The sequence below is a fragment of the Arenimonas composti TR7-09 = DSM 18010 genome (genome assembly GCF_000426365.1).
GTDB lineage: Bacteria > Pseudomonadota > Gammaproteobacteria > Xanthomonadales > Xanthomonadaceae > Arenimonas > Arenimonas composti.
Map to the genome: position 1 here is coordinate 670761 of NZ_AUFF01000001.1, position 17329 is coordinate 688089.

The 17329-nt window shown below is 70.4% G+C and carries 17 protein-coding genes; 13 read left to right on the top strand and 4 right to left on the bottom strand.

The genetic code is table 11. The features are described 5' to 3' along the window. Window positions 1–22: 22 nt before the first annotated feature. Window positions 23–3205, bottom strand: a complete 3183-nt coding sequence (locus K311_RS0103075; RefSeq protein ID WP_026816100.1) for a bifunctional diguanylate cyclase/phosphodiesterase — start codon at window positions 3203–3205, stop codon at window positions 23–25. Window positions 3206–3277: 72 nt separating this feature from the next. Between K311_RS0103075 and msrP the strand changes: the two genes are divergently transcribed. Further along, window positions 3278–4231 (top strand): protein-methionine-sulfoxide reductase catalytic subunit MsrP, encoded by a 954-nt coding sequence (gene msrP / locus K311_RS0103080; protein WP_026816101.1) that lies wholly within the window; start codon window positions 3278–3280, stop codon window positions 4229–4231. 32 nt (window positions 4232–4263) lie between these two features. Beyond that, a complete protein-coding gene (locus tag K311_RS15035; RefSeq protein WP_051239417.1) occupies window positions 4264–4920 on the top strand; it encodes a protein-methionine-sulfoxide reductase heme-binding subunit MsrQ in 657 nt (218 codons plus the stop codon). Here the strand turns inward: K311_RS15035 and K311_RS0103090 are convergent. Continuing rightward, complete coding sequence (locus K311_RS0103090) at window positions 4902–5756, bottom strand: FHA domain-containing protein (RefSeq protein WP_026816102.1); 855 nt, start codon at window positions 5754–5756, stop codon at window positions 4902–4904. The two genes, K311_RS15035 and K311_RS0103090, sit on opposite strands and share 19 nt — an antisense overlap. 102 nt (window positions 5757–5858) lie before the next feature. Here K311_RS0103090 and K311_RS0103095 point away from each other — a divergent pair, with 102 nt between their 5' ends. After that, complete coding sequence (locus tag K311_RS0103095; protein ID WP_026816103.1) at window positions 5859–6134, top strand: polyhydroxyalkanoic acid system family protein; 276 nt, start codon at window positions 5859–5861, stop codon at window positions 6132–6134. Here K311_RS0103095 and K311_RS15040 read toward each other — a convergent pair. Further along, window positions 6131–6880 (bottom strand): DUF8198 family protein, encoded by a 750-nt coding sequence (locus tag K311_RS15040; protein ID WP_051239418.1) that lies wholly within the window; start codon window positions 6878–6880, stop codon window positions 6131–6133. The two genes, K311_RS0103095 and K311_RS15040, sit on opposite strands and share 4 nt — an antisense overlap. Window positions 6881–6983: 103 nt before the next feature. Here K311_RS15040 and K311_RS0103105 point away from each other — a divergent pair, with 103 nt between their 5' ends. The 3 genes from K311_RS0103105 to K311_RS0103115 all read left to right on the top strand — a co-directional run bounded on the left by K311_RS0103105 (window position 6984) and on the right by K311_RS0103115 (window position 10215). After that, on the top strand, window positions 6984–8258 hold the full coding sequence (locus K311_RS0103105) for a patatin-like phospholipase family protein (protein WP_043798556.1): 1275 nt from the start codon (window positions 6984–6986) through the stop codon (window positions 8256–8258). A gap of 89 nt (window positions 8259–8347) precedes the next feature. Continuing rightward, window positions 8348–9040 carry a phasin family protein gene (locus tag K311_RS15045; protein WP_051239419.1) on the top strand — a complete coding sequence of 231 codons (693 nt, stop codon included), beginning with the start codon at window positions 8348–8350 and terminating at the stop codon, window positions 9038–9040. A gap of 182 nt (window positions 9041–9222) precedes the next feature. Further along, on the top strand, window positions 9223–10215 hold the full coding sequence (locus K311_RS0103115; protein WP_026816105.1) for a restriction endonuclease: 993 nt from the start codon (window positions 9223–9225) through the stop codon (window positions 10213–10215). Between the two features lie 192 nt (window positions 10216–10407). On the opposite strand, the gene K311_RS0103120 is transcribed toward K311_RS0103115, so the two are convergent. Continuing rightward, entirely contained in the window at window positions 10408–12399 is a 1992-nt protein-coding gene (locus K311_RS0103120) for an SDR family oxidoreductase (protein ID WP_026816106.1), read from the bottom strand. A 138-nt stretch (window positions 12400–12537) separates the two neighbouring features. Between K311_RS0103120 and K311_RS0103125 the strand changes: the two genes are divergently transcribed. From K311_RS0103125 to K311_RS0103155, 7 genes are all read left to right on the top strand, one after another. After that, complete coding sequence (locus tag K311_RS0103125; RefSeq protein ID WP_026816107.1) at window positions 12538–12798, top strand: acyl-CoA-binding protein; 261 nt, start codon at window positions 12538–12540, stop codon at window positions 12796–12798. A gap of 10 nt (window positions 12799–12808) precedes the next feature. Next, a complete protein-coding gene (locus K311_RS0103130; protein ID WP_026816108.1) occupies window positions 12809–13435 on the top strand; it encodes a TetR/AcrR family transcriptional regulator in 627 nt (208 codons plus the stop codon). 99 nt (window positions 13436–13534) lie between these two features. Continuing rightward, window positions 13535–13660, top strand: a complete 126-nt coding sequence (ykgO, locus tag K311_RS0103135) for a type B 50S ribosomal protein L36 (RefSeq protein WP_005913193.1) — start codon at window positions 13535–13537, stop codon at window positions 13658–13660. Window positions 13661–13855: 195 nt separating this feature from the next. Continuing rightward, window positions 13856–14197 (top strand): hypothetical protein, encoded by a 342-nt coding sequence (locus tag K311_RS0103140; RefSeq protein WP_026816109.1) that lies wholly within the window; start codon window positions 13856–13858, stop codon window positions 14195–14197. A 7-nt stretch (window positions 14198–14204) separates the two neighbouring features. Beyond that, window positions 14205–15233, top strand: a complete 1029-nt coding sequence (locus K311_RS0103145) for an agmatine deiminase family protein (RefSeq protein ID WP_026816110.1) — start codon at window positions 14205–14207, stop codon at window positions 15231–15233. Further along, the gene (locus K311_RS0103150; RefSeq protein ID WP_026816111.1) at window positions 15230–16117 is read left to right on the top strand and encodes a carbon-nitrogen hydrolase; all 888 of its coding nucleotides are present in this window, start codon (window positions 15230–15232) and stop codon (window positions 16115–16117) included. Before K311_RS0103145 ends, K311_RS0103150 begins: the two co-directional genes overlap by 4 nt. Beyond that, window positions 16114–17328, top strand: coding sequence for a TraB/GumN family protein (locus tag K311_RS0103155; protein WP_026816112.1), 1215 nt, complete (start codon window positions 16114–16116; stop codon window positions 17326–17328). The genes K311_RS0103150 and K311_RS0103155 overlap by 4 nt, the downstream gene beginning before the upstream one ends. Window position 17329: the final 1 nt, after the last annotated feature.

Consider the following 17329-nt stretch of genomic DNA (forward strand, 5'->3'; position numbering starts at 1 on the left):
TGGCACGCGGCGAGCGCGCCGCTCAACCGACGATGCGCGACGGCTCGGCGAGCAATTGCTCGAATTGCTCCGCCGGCAGCGCCCGCGAGAACAGGAAACCCTGGCCGTACTGGCAGCCGACCTTCTCGAGCAGGGCGCGCTGGCCCGGGGTCTCGATGCCTTCGGCGGTCAGCGCCAGTCCGAGCTCGTCGGCGAACGCGGTGATCGTGCGCACGATCGCGCGGTGGCGCGGATTGGTCTCGACATCGCGGATGAACACCTGGTCCATCTTCAGCGCGTCGAAAGGCGAGGCGGCGAAGGACTCCAGCGACGAGTAGCCCGTGCCGAAATCGTCGACGACCAGACCGACACCGAGCGCCTTGAGCGCCAGCAGCCGCTGTTCGGCCTGGGTGCGGCCGGCGCGGAAAGCCGTCTCGGTGACCTCGAGCCGCAGCGAAGCCGGCGGCAGCCGGTGCTTCTGCAGCAGCGAGAACACTTCCTCGACGATCTCCGGCGACACCATCTGCCGTTCGTCGACATTGACGTTCATGCTCAGCGCACCGCGGTCCGGGAAGCGCTCGCGCCAGTCGGCGAGCCGGCGGCAGGCCTCGCGCAGCGCCCAGGCGTCCAGGTCGACGATCAGGCCGGTTTCCTCGGCGACGGCGAGGAACTCGCCCGGCAGCAGCAGGCCGCGCACCGGATGCCGCCAGCGCACCAGCGCCTCGGCGCCGGCGAGGCGACCGCCCTTCAGCTCGACGATCGGCTGGTAGTACAGCTCGAACTCGCCGCGCTCGAAGGCCAGCCGGAAGTCGGTCTCCAGCTGCAGCCGGCTCTGCGCCTGCTGGTGCATGCCCTCGTCGAAAATCACGAAGCCGGACTTGCCGGCCGCCTTCGCCCGGTACATCGCGGTGTCGGCATCGCGCAGCACCTGGTCCGGCGATTCGTATTCGCGGCGGCCGATCACGATGCCGAGGCTCGCCGCCGAGAACACCTGCTGGCCGGCGATGTCGAAGGGCTGCTCGAACAGTTTCAGCACCCGCCTGGCGATGTCGACCGCGCGGTCGTGGTCGCAGGGACCGTCCGGCAGCAGGGTGAACTCGTCGCCGCCGTAGCGGGCGATCAGCACGTCACGCAGCAGGTTGTCCTCGAGCCGGCGGGCGATCTCCACGAGCAGGCGGTCGCCGGCGCCGTGGCCGAGGCTGTCGTTGACCCACTTGAATCCGTCCAGGTCGAGGAACAGCACCGCATAGTCGCCGCGGTCGTTGCGGCGCGCCGAATGCATCGCCTCGGCGAGGCGCTGGTTGAACAGCATCCGGTTCGGCAGGCCGGTCAGCGGATCGTGGGTCGCGTGGAAGCGCAGGCGCTCCTCCGCCTCGCGCTGGCGGGTCACGTCCAGCACGGTGCCGGTGAGGTGTTCGCGGCCGTCGATCTGGACCGGGCCGATGCTGACGCGGGCCTGCACCCGGTGGCCGTCCTGGTGGATCAGCGTGGTTTCGAAGTCCGGCGCCACCGGCTCGCCGGCGCGGCGGGCGCGGTCGCGGCGCTCGGATTGCGCGATCGAATCCGGCGCCATGATCCGGCGGTAATCGACCCCGACGAGCCCGCCCTCGCCGTAGCCGAGCATCCGCGCGAACGCCTGGTTGGCATAGGTGTAGCGGTCGCCGTCCATGATGAAGACGCCGACCTGGCTGTTCTCCACCAGCGTGCGGTACTTCGCCTCGGACTGCTGCAGTGCCAGCTGGATCGCGTGGCGCTCGTCGATGTCGAGCACCGAACCGGTGAAGTGCTGGGGATTACCGGCTTCGTCGCGGATCAGCAGGGCGCTGGCGTTGACCCACTTCAGGCTGCCGTCGCGGCAGCGCACCCGGGTCTCGGACTGGTTCACGTGGCCGCGGCGCAGGGCACCCTGCACGAGCCGGTCGCGCTCGGCCGCATCGGCGAACACCTGCAGGATGTCGCCGAGTCCGGCCTTGAGCTGTTCGGCATCGTCGTAGCCGAGGATGCGCGCCAGCTCGGGATTCACTTCCATGATCCGGCCGTCGAGGCCGGCACGGAACAGGCCGGCCGGCGAGGTCTCGAACAGTTCGCGGTATCGGCGCTCGGCCTCGGCCACCGCGCGCTGCCGGCGGCGGTCCTCGGTGACGTCGCGCAGGGTGCCGGTCGAGGCGATGTCGCCGCGGTACTCGACCGCGTCCGCGCGCACTTCGCAGAGGATGCGCTGGCCGTCGCCGCGGCGCAGGTGCACCTCGTAGACCTGCGGGTCGCGCGAGCCGGCCTCGCGCTGGGCGCGCCGGTTGGCCTGCGCGGCGAGGTCGGACGGGTCGATCAGGCGCATGTACTCCATGCCGATCAGCTGCTCGACCGGCCAGGCGAGCGTGCGTGCCATCGCCTCGTTCGCGAACAGCACCCTGCCGTGCTGGATCAGGAAGACGCCGTCGCGGCTGTTCTCGACCAGCACCTTGTAGAGCGCCTGCGACTGCCGCAAGGCCTCCTCGGCCTCGACCTGGGCGGTGATGTCGATCACCGATCCCTCGTGGAAGAGGATGCGGCCTTCGGCATCGCGGATGGCGCGGGCGTTTTCGCTGACCCAGATCACGCTGCCGTCGCGGCGGCGCATCTGGGCGCGCCAGCCCTCGACCCGGCCACCGTCGCGCAGTTTCGCGTGCATGCGCGGCAGCATGTCGGGGTCGACGTAGATCGCCGCGAGGTCGCGCCCGCGCTCGGCCAGCAGCTGCGAGGGCGACTCGTGCCCGAGCAGGCGCGCCAGCGCCGGGTTGACGTCGAGGAAGCCGCCTTGCGGCAGGCTCCGGTAGATGCCTTCCGAGGCGGCCAGATAGAGCGAGCGGTAAAGGGTGTGGTCGCGTTCCGCCGGCGGGATCTCGGTCTCTTCCGGCAGCAGGTGGACAAGGCAGAACACCACCCGGTCGCCGTCGTCGTCGGCGAATTCGACGCTGATCTCGGCCGGCCGGGTCTGGCCGTCGGGGCGGCCGAACAGCAGCGGCAGGCGCACCACCCGGCGGCCCGCGCGCAGGTGGCTCCAGAGGTGCGCACGGGTGTCCGGATCCGGCCAGATGCCGAGCTCCAGCGGTAACCGGCCGATCACCTGCTCGCGCCGCCAGCCGGTGCTACGCTCGAACGCGGCATTGACGCCGAGGAACGCGCCGTCACTCGCGCGCAACACCGCGACGATGCTTTCCGACGACTCGAAGGCCTCGGCGAGGCGCATCCCTTTTCCCGGTGATTCAGCCGAACCGGAGTATAGCGACCGACGTGGCCGCGCATGACGCAGGAGTCCGCGATGTCCCGATTCGAACCGCCGCGCATCCCCGCTTCCGAGATCACCCCCGAAATCGTGTGGCGGTCGCGCCGGCGCCTGCTCGGCCTCGGCCTCGCGAGTCCGATGCTGCTGCTGTCGGCCTGCGCGCGGGCCGACGGCGACGCGGCGCCGCCCGGTCCGGTGCCCACCGCCGCCGACGACAGCGACGCCCTGACCTCGTTCGCGGACGTCACCGGCTACAACAACTTCTACGAATTCGGCACCGGCAAGGACGATCCGGCGCGCAACGCGCACACGCTGCGCCCGGCGCCGTGGTCGGTGGAGGTCGCCGGTGAAGCCGGTCTCACCGGCACGTTCGCGCTCGAGGACCTGCTCTCGCCGCATGTCGCCGAGGAGCGGATCTACCGGCTGCGCTGCGTCGAGGGCTGGTCGATGGTGATTCCGTGGCAGGGCATTCCGCTGGCGGCGGTGCTGCAGCGTTTCCAGCCGACGTCGCGGGCGAAGTACGTCGCCTTCACGACCCTCGCCGACCGGGCTCAGATGCCGGGCCTGCGCTATCCGGCCCTCGACTGGCCCTATCGGGAGGGCCTGCGCATCGACGAGGCGATGCACCCGCTGACCCTGCTCGCCACCGGCGTCTACGGCAAGCCGCTGCCGAACCAGAACGGCGCGCCGCTGCGCCTGGTGGTGCCGTGGAAGTACGGCTTCAAGAGCGTCAAGTCGATCGTCCGCATCGAATTCACCGAGACGATGCCGCCGACCAGCTGGAACATGGCCCAGCCTTCCGAATACGGCTTCTATTCGAACGTGAACCCGGACGTCGACCATCCGCGCTGGAGCCAGCGCAGTGAACGGCGGATCGCCGGCGACGGCAGCAAGCTGTTCGCCCGCCGCATTCCGACCCTGCCCTTCAACGGCTATGGCGAACAGGTCGCCGCGCTGTACGCGGGCATGGACCTGCGGCGGTGGTTCTGAACGGGCGAGCCTCCCGCGCGGGTCGCCTCGACGTGCGCTGGTTCGCGCTGAAGACGGCAGCGCATCTGCTCGCGCTGTTGCCCCTGGCGCAGTTGCTGCGCGGCGCCCTGGTCGACATCCGCGGCAGTGATCCGCTGGCCGGTGTCGGCCTGGCCGCGGCGACGCTGGGCGCCGACCCGGTGCAGGCCATCACCCATGCGACCGGCGACTGGGCACTGCGTTTCCTGCTGGCCAGCCTGACGATGACACCCCTGCGCCGGCTCACCGGCGCGACGTGGCCGCTGCGCTTCCGCCGCCTGCTCGGGCTGTACGCGTTCGCCTATGCCAGCCTGCATCTGGCGACCTATGTGGTGCTGGACCTCGGCGGTTACTGGGCGCAGGTATTCGAGGACATCGTCGAGCGCCCCTTCATCACCGTCGGTTTCGCCGCGTGGCTGCTGCTGGTGCCGCTGGCGCTGACCTCCACCCGCGGCTGGATGCGCCGGCTGGGCCGCCGCTGGGGCCAGTTGCACCGGCTGGTGTACGCGGTCGCGGTGCTGGCGGTGCTGCACTTCTTCTGGCTGGTGAAATCCGACCTGCGCGAACCGCTGGCCTACGCGGCGGTGCTGGCGCTGCTGCTCGGCCTGCGGCTGTTCTGGCGCCTGCGCCGGCCGGCGCCGGTACCCCGGGCTCAGCCGCGCGGGGCGTAGAGCAGCAGCCAGGTGAGCGCGACCGCCAGCACGAAGGCCGCGCAGATCAGCCACCACAGCGAATGCGGATCGCGCGGCGGTGCCGGTTCGGGCGCAGCGCCACGATCGGACACCGGTGTCGGCATCTTCACCGCCTTGATCGTCTGCGTATGGGTCGGCATCGCCGGGCGCTGATCGCCCTCCTGGCCACGCCCCGGCAGCCCGGGCGCCTCGACGACGAAGCGGTGCTGTTCGATCGCGATCTGGTCACCGGGCGACAGCACCGCATCGACCACCGGGAAGCCGTTCACCAGCGTGGCGTTCTTGCCGGCGGCACGCAGCACCACGCGGTCGCCATGGAGTTCGATCACCGCATGCTTCTCGGCGACCGCCGGGTCGTCGAGGCGGATGTCGGCTCCGGATTGCCGGCCGATCGCCCGCGGTTCGGTCAGGGTGTAGGCACGGCCGAAATGCACGCCGGACAGCCCGCGCAGGATCACCCGCGAGGCCGATACGCGATTGGCATCGGTCATCGCCGGCGGCGCGCTGGCCGGGATGCCGCGTTCGATCGCCGGCTCGTCGTCACCCTTGATCACCACCCGCAGGCGGTCGAGGCAGACCAGGTCGCCGGGCCGCAGCAGTGCCAGGCGCTGTACCGGGCGGGCATTGACGTGCACGCCTTTCACCCCTGCCGGCACGCGCAGCCACAGGCCACGGCGATCCGCGAGGAAACTCGCGTGCAGCGGCGCGAGTCCCGCCGCAGGCAGGCAAATCACGTTGCCGGCGCGGCCGCCGACGGTGACCTCGCCGCGCAAGGCCACGCTCTCGTGTTCGCCGTCGGGAAACGTCAACTGCATCCGGTGCCCTCCCCCGTCGCGGAATCTAGCACGGCCTCACGCGCCGCAACGCTTGGTCGGAAACGCGAAGCCGCGCAGAATGGGGGCTTCCCGGGAGGAACCATGGCCGACATCGACATCCGCCGTCCGCATTCGCGATCGCTGAAGGACGCCCGCGCGGCGATCGAGCGCGTCGCCGAGCACATCGCCGCCAAGTTCGACGTGGAATACGGCTGGAACGGCGACACGATGGAATTCTCGCGCAGCGGCGTCGACGGCCACATCGCCGTCACCGCGAAGGAAGTGCACGTCACCGCGACCCTCGGCTTCCTGCTGATGGCCATCCGCGGGCCGATCGAACGCGAGATCCACCAGTACCTCGACCGCGAGTTCGGCTAGCGCCGGCGTTTCGCCGGCGCGGCGACGCCGCTGGCGCCCGCGAACGGATCCGGATGGCCGGCGAACAGCCGCGCCGACGCCTGCCGCTCGCGCTCGCCGATCGCCTCGAGGAAGGCGTCGGCGTCGCCGAGTTCGGCGAACGCGGCGAAGCCCCGCTCGAGGAATCCCTGCAGCTCGCCGAGTCCGGCGGCCCGCGCCGGCAGGCGCGACGCCCGCAGCAGCCGGAACACCCCGTGCTTCTTCACCGCCGCGTCGAGGATCCGCCCGACGCCGAGGATCAGGTCGATCTGGTGCGCGCGCAGGCGCGGACAGCCGGTTTCCCGGTAGGCGTCACCGTAGTCGGCGAGCGTGATCGGCGCCCGCGGCTTCGGCCGTCGTGCCAGGGCCGCCGCCATCTTCAGGTCGAAGGCGTGGCTGAGCACGGCCAGTTCGATCGCATCGGCCGCGGCCACCAGCAGCGCCTCCGGCAGCAGCCGCGACATCAGCGGCATGATCCGCGCGACATCGCGGTCGCGGGCGCTGAAATCGCGCTCGCCGTAGAGGTCGGTGAGGAAGAACTCGGCCGCCGGGCGCATGCGTGGGTGGTCGAGGAAATCGGCGAAGCCTTCCGTCAGCCGGCGGGTCTGCCAGGCGCGCAGCGGCGCCAGCGTCGGCAGGCGGTTGCGCGGCTGCCGCACCGGGTCGTTGACCTCGGCCTGCCAGGCCAGCCGCCGCGCCAGCCTTTGCCGCAGTTCGGGCGAACTCATCGCCGGCGCTGCCCTGGGATCGGGGAATCGTGATCCATTGCTCTCTTGTGGGGTCCGGTCCGGCGGATACAATCGCCGCGCCTCTAACGGGAGTCGCCCTAGCATGCTGGTTCTTCAGCCCGCCCGGAAGCGCCGGCCGCGCAGCGAGGGACGCATCGGCCTGGCGATCGCCGGCGGCGGCCCGATCGGCGGCATGTACGAACTCGGCGCCCTGCGCGCCCTCGACCGCGCGGTCGAGGGACTCGACCTGACACGGCTCGAGGTCTACGTCGGCGTCAGTTCCGGCGCCTTCCTCGCCGCCGGCCTCGCCAACCGGCTCGACACCGCCGGCATGTGCCGGATCTTCATCACCGGCGACAGCGACGAGGTGCGCTTCCGCCCCGAGATCTTCCTGCGCCCGGCCTTCCTCGAGTATTTCCGTCGCGCCTCGGCGCTGCCGCGGATCGCCTTCGACTGGTGGAAGGACCTGGTCACCGACCCGAGCGGCGCCCGCCTGAGCGAAGTCGTCGGGCGTTTCGGCGGCGTGATCCCGACCGGCCTGTTCGACAACCGCGGCATCGAGGAATTCCTGCGCAAGGTGTTCACGATCCGCGGCCGCAGCAACGACTTCCGCGAGCTCGGCGCGAAGCTCACGGTCGTCGCGGTCGACCTCGACAGCGGCGCTGCCGTGCGCTTCGGCGGCCCCGGCTGGGACGACGTGCCGATCTCGCTGGCGGTGCAGGCCAGTTCCGCGCTGCCCGGCCTCTACCCGCCGGTGGACATCCGCGGCCACCACTTCGTCGACGGCGCGCTGCGGCGGACGATGCACGCCTCGGTCGTGCTCGACCACGGCGTCGACCTGATGCTGGGCATCAACCCCTTCGTGCCGTTCAATGCCAGCCGTGGCGGCCGGCCACCCGAGGGTCTCGACAAGCTCGCCGAGGGCGGCCTGCCGGTGGTGCTGTCGCAGACCTTCCGCACCCTGCTGCAGTCGCGGATGCGGGTCGGCCTCGACAAGTACGCGCGCCAGTATCCGGACGTCGACCAGCTGGTGTTCGAACCGAACGAGGACGACGGCGAGATGTTCTTCACCAATGTCTTCAGCTATTCCAGCCGCCAGCGCGTCTGCGAACATGCCTTCCGCGCAACCCTCGCCGACCTGCGCCGGCGCCGCACGGAGCTCGCGCCGGTGCTGGCGCGGCACGGGCTGTCGCTGCGCGACGAGGTCCTCGACGACCCGCACGCGTCGATCCTCGACGGCATCGGCCGTCCGCCCCGGCGCACCGAGACCACGGCGAAGCTGCAGCGGGCCCTGGACGACGTCGAGGCGGTGCTGCACGCCCGCCGCCGGCGCGCCCGTGCTGCAGCGCGACATCGCCGGGACCTCACGTCGGCCTGACAGGCTGGTGTGAATGCTCTAGTCCCGGCACGCAGATTGCCGGCCATGCGGCGCTGTCCGCCCTGGTTGCACAACGGAGTCGAACCACGATGGCCAAACTGAAGAAGAACGCGCGGTCGCGTGCGTCCACCGCCCCGAAGGCGGGCGCCGACCTGCAGGCGAAGGCCGAGCAGATGTCGCGCTCGATCGTCGAATCCGCGCAGCAGATCTGGATGGCCGGCATCGGCGCGTTCAACCGCGCCCAGGGCGAAGGCTCGAAGCTGTTCGAGGCGCTGGTGCGCGAAGGCATGTCGATCGAGCAGTCCACCCGCAAGCTCGCCACCGGCCGCGTCGACGCCGTGCGGGATGCGGTCGAGGATCGCGTCGGTGTCGTGCGCGAGCGTGCCGTCGATACCTGGGACCGCCTCGAGAAGGTGTTCGAGGACCGCGTGCAGCGCGCGCTGACACGTCTCGGCGTGCCGGGCCGCGAAGACCTCGGTGGCCTCGCCGAGCGCGTCGACGACCTCACCGCCGCACTGCGCCGCCTCGGTGGCGCCCCGACCAGGAGCCCGGCGAAGCCGGCGAAGACCGCCCGTGCGCGTCGTGCCGCCAGCCGCAAGCCGGCCGAGGCCGCGAAGAAGGCCGCGCCGCGCAAGGCTGCGGCGAAGAAGGGCGCTGCCGCGCCGGTCGCGAAGAAGGCGGCCACCCGCAAGTCGGCCGCGAAGAAGGCGCGCCCGGCCGCCGCGCGCAAGCCGACCCTGCCGTCGGCGCCGACCCCGGTCACGCCGGCCGCCGGCGACTGATTTCACGTCCGCCAGCCAGTTCCGGAACCGCCGCTCCCTCCCCTGCGGTTCCGGCTGGCGGGCGCCTTTGACCGTTCGACGCCCGGCCCCGTGCCGGGCGTTGCGTTTCCATCCCCGCCGCCCGCGCCGGCGTTCCGCGTTATCCTTGACGGCCCATTTCGCCTCCACCCGGAGTCCCCTGGATGTTCGGATTCAGTCCGCTGCTGGTCGCCCTCGTCGTCACCGTCATCGCCCTCGGGGTCAGCGGCTGGTGGTTCGGCGTCCATCGCCGGCGGCTGGCCGAAACCCAGGCCGGCATCGCCGCCCTCGCCGGCATGAAGTGGCGCGAGTGCGCGGGTCTGGTCCTGCAGGCGCTCGAATCCAAGGGTTACCGTGAGGCGCCCGCCAGCCGCCAGCCGGGTGACGGCGGCACCGAATTCCTGCTCGACAAGGGCAGCGAACGGGTGCTGATGAGCTACAAGCACGGCACTGCCTACCGCCTCGGCGAGGCGAACGTGCGCGACTTCGCCAATGCGGTCCAGCTCGCGGGCGCCAACAGCGGCATGCTGGTGACGCTCGGCAGCGCCGAAGGCTTCGCCCGCGACATCGCCCGCCGCTTCGGCATCGAGCTGATCGACGGCCGCGCCCTCTGGCCGCAGATGGAGCCGTTCGCGCCGGCGGCCATGGTCGAGGCGATCCGCGACCAGGCCGCCGGTCATATCCGCCGCGGACAGCGCGCCGGTGTCTTCGCCAGTGTCGCGCTCGGCATCCTCGTCTTCGTCGCCGGCACGCTGGGCGCCGAGGAAGCGGCGCCGCCGGTGGCCCCGATCACCGGCCCGGCGATCGAAGACACGGCGCCGGCCGTAGCCGCGCCGCTGTCGCCGGCCGAACAGGCAAGCGCCGCGCTCGAGGAGCTGGAAGCCGTCAACCGGCTGAGCGACGAGGAGCGGCTGCAGCGCCGCCTCGCCGCGGCCAGCGCCGTCACGACACTGGAGGAAGCCGACAGTGCCGTGTGGTCGACGGCGTCGACGCTCGTCGTCACGATGACCCATGCCGACGGCATCGACCTCGGCCTCGTCAACGAGGCCTGCGCGATCCTCACCCAGTACGAGGAGCTGCGCTACACCCGCCTGCAGCTCGAGCCGCCGGCCAGCGACGGTGGCCGCACGCCGGTACGCTGGCGTCAGTGCCAATGACCGCAGCGGCGACGCCGCCGCGATCCCCGCAGGAGCGCCCTCAGGCGCGGCGATCACCGTCCGTAGGAGCGCCTTCAGGCGCGATCGATACCGCCGTAGGAGCGCCTTCAGGCGCGATCGATACCGCCGTAGGAGCGCCTTCAGGCGCGATGCCTTGTCAGCACCGAGGCGCCCAGGAGGGCGGCCCGTCACTCACCAGTGCACGCCGCGCATCAGCGCCGCGAACGCCACCTGCTCGTTGGTCGGACTCTCGTCGCGCATCGCCTTGCGGTCACCCTTGGCCGCGGCCGAGTCCGGGAACATCTCGAACGCGGTGTTCTGGATGACCTCGTAGGCCTTCGGCGCCAGCGCATTGAGCGTGGCCGCGAAGATGCCCATGCGGGTGGCGACGCGGCTCGGCCGCTCGATGATCGCCTTGACCACCAGGTCGGCCGCTTCTTCCGGCGTCAGCGTCGGCACCGATTCGTACATCTTGGTCGGCGCGATCATCGGCGTCTTCACCAGCGGCATGTTGACCGTGGTGAAGGCGATGTTCTTGCCGCTGAACTCGGCCTGGGCGCAGCGGCTGAACGCGTCCAGCGCCGCCTTCGACGCGACATAGGCCGAGAAGCGCGCCGAACTGGCGAGCACGCCGATCGAACTGATGTTGATGATGTGGCCGCGGCGCCGCTTGGTCATCTCCGGCAGGAAGCCCAGGATCAGGCGCAGGCAGCCGAAATAGTTCAGCTGCATCGTGCGCTCGAAGTCGTGGAAGCGGTCGTAGCTCAGCTCCACAGAGCGGCGGATCGAACGGCCGGCGTTGTTGACCAGGATGTCGACGACCTTGTGTTCGCCGAGCACGGTGCGCACCAGCTCGTCGCAGCTCGCCATGTCGGTCAGGTCGGCGGTGTAGGCCCAGCACTTGCCGCCGGCGGCCAGGATCTCGTCGCGGGTCGCGAACAGCTCCTGCTCGCCGCGGGCGACGATGATGACCTTCGCCCCGGCCTCGGCGACCTTGATCGCGGTCGCCTTGCCGATGCCCGAGGAGCCGCCGGTGATCAGCACGACCTTGCCGGCGACGTGGCCGCGCAGGGTGCGGTCGACGAACAGGTCGGGATCGAGATGGCGCTCCCAGTAGTCCCAGACCCGCCAGGCGTAGGTCTCCAGGTCCGGCAGCGCGATCTTCGATCCCTTCAGCGCCCGCTCGGCATTGCGGGTGTCGAAGCGGGTCGGATAGGTGATGAAGCTCAGCGTCTGCGGCGGCAGCTTCAGGTCGCGCAGCACCATGTTGGTGAAGCGCTTGACCGGCGGCAGGTTGGCCACCGCCCCGCGCACCGCCGGCGGCACCACCGCCAGCATGCGGGCGTCGATGCGCATCGTCATCTCGGGCGCATGGGCGGCGCGGCAGAAGGTGTTCATCAGCTCGCCGAAGCGCATCGGCTGCGGATCGACCAGGTGGAAGGTCTGGCCGTCGAGCCCGCGCTTGTGGGCGATGTGGTCCATCGCGTCGGCGACGAAGTCGACCGGCACGCAGTTGATGCGGCCGCCCTCGATGCCGAGCGTCGGCATCCATTGCGGCAGCGCCTTGCGCATCTTCTTGATCAGGGTGAACAGGAAGTACGGACCGTCGGTCTTGTCCATCTCGCCGGTTTTCGAATGGCCGATGACCATCGAAGGGCGATAGATGCGGAACGGCACCTTGCATTCCTTGCGCACGATCCCCTCGGATTCGTGCTTGGTCCGCAGGTAGGGATCCTTGAGGCCCTCGGCCTCCTCGAACATGTCCTCGCGGAACACGCCCGGGTACAGCCCGGCGGCGGCGATCGAACTGGTGTGGTGGAAGCAGCCGGCCTTCATCGCCGCGGCCGCCTCGATCGCGTGCCGGGTGCCGTCGATGTTCGCCAGTTGCTGGGTCGCCGCGTCCGCGGTCAGGTCGTAGATCGCCGCCAGGTGGAAAAAATGCTTCACCTTGCCGGTCAGCGTCTTCATCTGCGCCGCGCCGATGCCGAGTTTCGGCTTGCCGAGGTCGCCGTGGACCGGAACGATCCGCTTGCGGTCCCAGCCCATCTTCGCGGCGATCGCCTCGAGCTTGGCTTCCGAGCCCTTGCGCACGAGCACGTACACCTGACCCTTGCGCTTGTCGAGCAGGTTGGCCACCAGGAAGCGGCCGATGAATCCGGTCGCGCCGGTCACGAAATAGCTCATCACGTCCCCCATGCCGGACCGGCCATTGCCGGTCGCCCCGGTGTACGTTGCCAGAGCGCGCGAACGCTGACAAACACCGCGTTGACCACCCCGGTGACGCGTGCTATCACCGCTGCTTCGCAACAGGGGAATCAGCCGATGGCCGACGATCTCAAGGCCCGCTTCCAGCAGGCCGCGCAGGATGTCATGAACCTGTCCGAACGCCCGGACAACGACACGATGCTGCGGCTGTACGCGCTCTACAAGCAGGGTTCGGAAGGTGACGTGTCGGGCCCGAAACCGGGGTTCTTCGACTTCGTCGGCACCGCCAAGTACGACGCCTGGGCCAAGCTGGCCGGCACGGGTTCCGAGGAAGCGATGCGCCGGTACATCGACCTCGTCGCCAAGCTGCGGGGTTGAGCCGCGGGGAATGGCCAGGGACACACGCCAGCGCATCCTCGACTGCGCCCTGACGATGTTCAACTCGCAGGGCGAGCCGAACGTCACGACCAACCACATCGCCGACGAGCTGGAGATCAGCCCGGGCAACCTGTACTACCACTTCCGCAACAAGGACGACATCATCGAGCAGCTGTTCCAGCGCTACGAGGAGCGCATGGATGCGGCGCTGTCGTCGCCGGAAGGCCGGCTGCGCGACCTCGAGGACATCTGGCTGCAGCTGCACCTGGTGTTCGAGTGCATCTGGGACTACCGCTTCCTGTATCGCGACCTCGTCGACATCCTCAGCCGCAACCGCCGGCTGCGCCTGCGTTTCGCCCGGATCCTGCGCCGGGCCACCGAAACCTGCACCGGCGGCATCCGCGGCCTGGTCCAGGCCGGGGTCATGCGTGCCTCGGCGGCGGAGGTCGAAGCGACCTCGACCAACATCCTGGTCCTGGCCACGTTCTGGCTGAACTACGCCAGCGTGCGCGGCGACCGCGACGAGGCCTCGGCGATCCGCCAGGGCATCGTGCAGGTGATGATGCTGCTCTCGCCGCTGCTGCGGGACGCCGAGCGTGTCCACCTGAACAACCTGACGAAGGCCTACGAGGCCTGAGTCGCGGGTACGGCAAGGGCTTGTATTGCAAGCCAATTCGGGACGGTGTATAGTCCCGCGTCTTTCCGCCCCACCCTTCACCCATTCCAAGGATCCGCCATGAAAGTGCTCTCGTCCCTGAAGTCGGCGAAGACCCGCCATCGCGACTGCAAGGTCGTTCGCCGTCGCGGCAAGGTCTTCGTGATCTGCAAGTCCAATCCGCGTTTCAAGGCCCGCCAGCGCTGAGCGCCGGCCCATCGCAGGATCCCCGAAACGCCGGCCAATGCCGGCGTTTCGCTTTTCCGGAGCCGGCGATCGCGCTTCCGCGCACGCCGCCTTCGCGGTTCCCGCAGCAGCATGGCGGACGGGTCGCAGCCGGCGCCGGGTTTTGCGATGATGCCCGGCCAAACCCGTCAACCCGATGAAGCGAGGAGGTGGAGCATGAAGGTGCAGACCCTTTCCCTGGCGTTCGCCAGCGTCCTGCTGCTGCAGGCGGCACCGGTCGCCGCGTCCGGCGATACCCTGCTCGTCGAACGCGTCCAGGCCGAACCGGCATTCACCCTGCCGACGCGCGGCACCACCATGGCCCAGGTCGAGGCCCGCTTCGGCGCCCCGGCGCGCAAGCACGCCCCGGTCGCCGGCCCGAATTCGACGCGCTTCAATCCGCCGATCACCCGCTGGGACTACGCCGACTTCTCGGTGTACTTCGAGCACAGCCACGTCGTCGACGCCGTGCTGCGCAAGGCCAGCCCCGAAGAGGTCGGGCCGCGCCCCGTCCAGTAGGAACACGATGTCCGCAAGCCCTCGCTTCCCGGCGGAATGGGAATCCCAGTCCGCCGTTCTGATCGCTTGGCCGCACGAAGGCACCGACTGGGCCGACGACCTGGCCGCAGTCGAATCGACGTATGTCGCCCTCGCCGCGGCGATCGCCCGCTTCCAGACGGTACTGGTCTGCGTCGCGGATGCGGCCCTGCGCCGTCGCGCCGCCGACCTGCTCGCCGCTGCCGGCGTCGATCCGGCGCGCGTGCGCTGGTTCGAGGTCGCGTACGACGACACCTGGCTGCGCGACTCCGGCCCGATCACCTTGCGCGAAGGTGAAGGCTTCCGCGTGCTGGACTTCGAGTTCACCGCCTGGGGCGGCAAGTTCGCGGCCGGCGAGGACGACCAGCTGGTCGCCCGCCTGCACGCCGCCGGCCTGCTGCGCGGCGAACGCGAGCGGGTCGACTTCGCGCTCGAAGGCGGCGGCATCGAAACCGACGGCGCCGGCACCCTGCTGAGCACCTGGCGCTGCCTGCACGAGCGCCATCCGGACCTGGATCGCGCCACCGTCACCGCGACCCTGCGCGACTCCCTTCGTCAGCAGCGTGTGCTCTGGCTCGAACACGGCTACCTCGAAGGCGACGACACCGACGCCCACATCGACACCCTCGCCCGGTTCGCCGCGCCCGACGCGATCGTCTTCCAGGCCTGCGACGACCCGCAGGATCCGCATCACGCCGAGCTGCAGGCGATGGCCGCCGAAATCGCCGCGCTGCGCACGGCCGACGGCAGGCCCTACCGCCTGTTCCCGCTGCCGTGGGCGCAGCCGATCCGCGAAGGCGGCCGCCGGCTCGCCGCGTCCTACGCCAATTTCCTGATCGTCAACGGCGCCGTGCTGATGCCGGCCTACGGCGACGCCGCCGATGCCGCAGCCGCCGCCGTGATTGCTGCCGCCTTTCCCGGGCGCGAGGTGGTCGCGATCGACTGCCGGGCCCTGATCCGCCAGAACGGCAGCCTGCACTGCGTGACGATGCAACTTCCCGAAGGCGCACTGGCATGAGCGAACGAATCCTCCGCGTGGCCCTGGTCCAGGACCGCGACCACGGCGATACCGGGGCGAACCTGGCGAACATCGAGACCCGGGTCGCCGAAGCCGCCGCACGCGGCGCGAAGCTCGTCCTGCTGCAGGAGCTGCACAACGGCGCCTACTTCTGCCAGCACGAGCACTGCGACGAGTTCGACCGCGCCGAGCCGATCCCCGGCCCGAGCACCGAACGCCTCGGCGCGCTGGCGAAGAAGCACGGCGTCGTCCTCGTGTCGTCGCTGTTCGAGCGCCGCGCCGCCGGCCTGTACCACAACACCGCCGTGGTCTTCGAAACCGACGGCTCGATCGCCGGCAAGTACCGCAAGATGCACATCCCGGATGATCCGGGCTTCTACGAGAAGTTCTATTTCACGCCCGGCGATCTCGGCTTCGAGCCGATCGACACCAGCGTCGGCCGCCTCGGCGTGCTCGTGTGCTGGGACCAGTGGTATCCGGAAGGCGCACGCCTGATGGCGCTGGCCGGCGCCGAACTGCTGCTCTATCCCACCGCGATCGGCTGGGATCCCGACGACGCCGACGACGAGAAGCGCCGCCAGCGCGATGCCTGGATCCTCAGCCACCGCGGGCACGCGGTCGCCAACGGCCTGCCGGTGCTCAGCTGCAACCGCATCGGCCACGAGCCCTCGCCGCTGGGCGCGTCCGGCATCGACTTCTGGGGCAGCAGCCACGTGCTCGGTCCGCAGGGCGAGTTCCTCGCCGAGGCCGGCACCGACGCCGCGGAAGTACTGGTCGTCGACGTCGACCTGCGGCGCAGCGAGCGCGTGCGCCGCATCTGGCCGTTCCTGCGCGACCGCCGCATCGACGCCTACCAGGACCTGCTGCGGCGGTATCGCGATTGAACACGCCCGTCCCCGCCGGTTCGCCCGGCCTGCACGACCAGCCCCACCTGATCGTCGAGCGCGACGGCGTCCGCTACACCCTGCTCGGCACCGCGCACGTGTCGAAGGCCAGTGTCGACGCGGTCGAGGCCGAGGTCGCCAGCGGCCGTTACGACACGGTAGCGGTTGAACTCGATGCCCAGCGCCACCGGGCGATGACCGACCCGGATGCGCTGGCCAGGCTCGACATCGTCCAGGTGCTGCGCGAGGGCAAGGTTGCCCTGGTAGCGGCCAACCTCGCCCTCGCCGCCTACCAGCGCCGGCTCGCCGAGCAGCTCGGCGTCGAGCCCGGCGCCGAACTGCGTGCAGCCGCCGTCGGTGCCGGTGAACACGGCCTGCACATGGCGCTGATCGACCGTGACGTCGGCATCACCTTCAAGCGCGCATCCGCGAAGCTCGGCTGGTGGGGCCGCTCGAAACTGATGGCCGGCCTGGCGATGAGCCTGATCGACAGCGAAGAAGTCGCCGACGACGAGATCGAGAAGCTCAAGCAGGGCGACGTGCTCGAGTCGAGCTTCGGGGAATTCGCCTCCGGCAGCCCGCAGCTGTACGAGACGATCATCGCCGAGCGCGACCGCTACATGGCCGCGCGCCTGCGCGAAGTCGGTGCCGGCGGCGCCCGCGAGGTGCTGGCGGTCGTCGGTGCCGGCCATCTGAAGGGCCTCGCCGGCTACCTGCGCGATGGCGACGAGGCGCCGGCCGAGCTGCTGCACGCGCTGCGGCACGTGCCCGAGGGCTCGAAGGTGCCGTGGTTCACGCTGGTGCTGGTGGCCTTCCTCGTCGGCGGTTTCGCCTGGGGCTGGCACCAGGGAGGCATCGAGGTCGCCGGTGAACTGGTGGCGCTCTGGGCGGCGATCACCGCGGTCGGCGGCGCCCTCGGCTGCCTCGCGGCCGGCGGGCACCCGCTGAGCATTCTCGCCGCCGCGGTGTCGTCGCCGCTGACGCCGCTGCATCCGGCGCTGGCCTCGGGCACCGTGAGCGCCCTGGTCGAGGCCTGGCTGCGGCGCCCGACCTATGCCGACTTCCTGCAGCTGCGCGACGACACGACGCGCTGGACCGGCTGGTGGCGCAATCGGGTCGCGAGGATCCTGGTGAACTTCTTCCTGACCAGCCTGGGCACCGCGATCGGCGTCTGGACCGCCGGCGCCCTGCTCGTCGGCCGGCTCGGCTGAG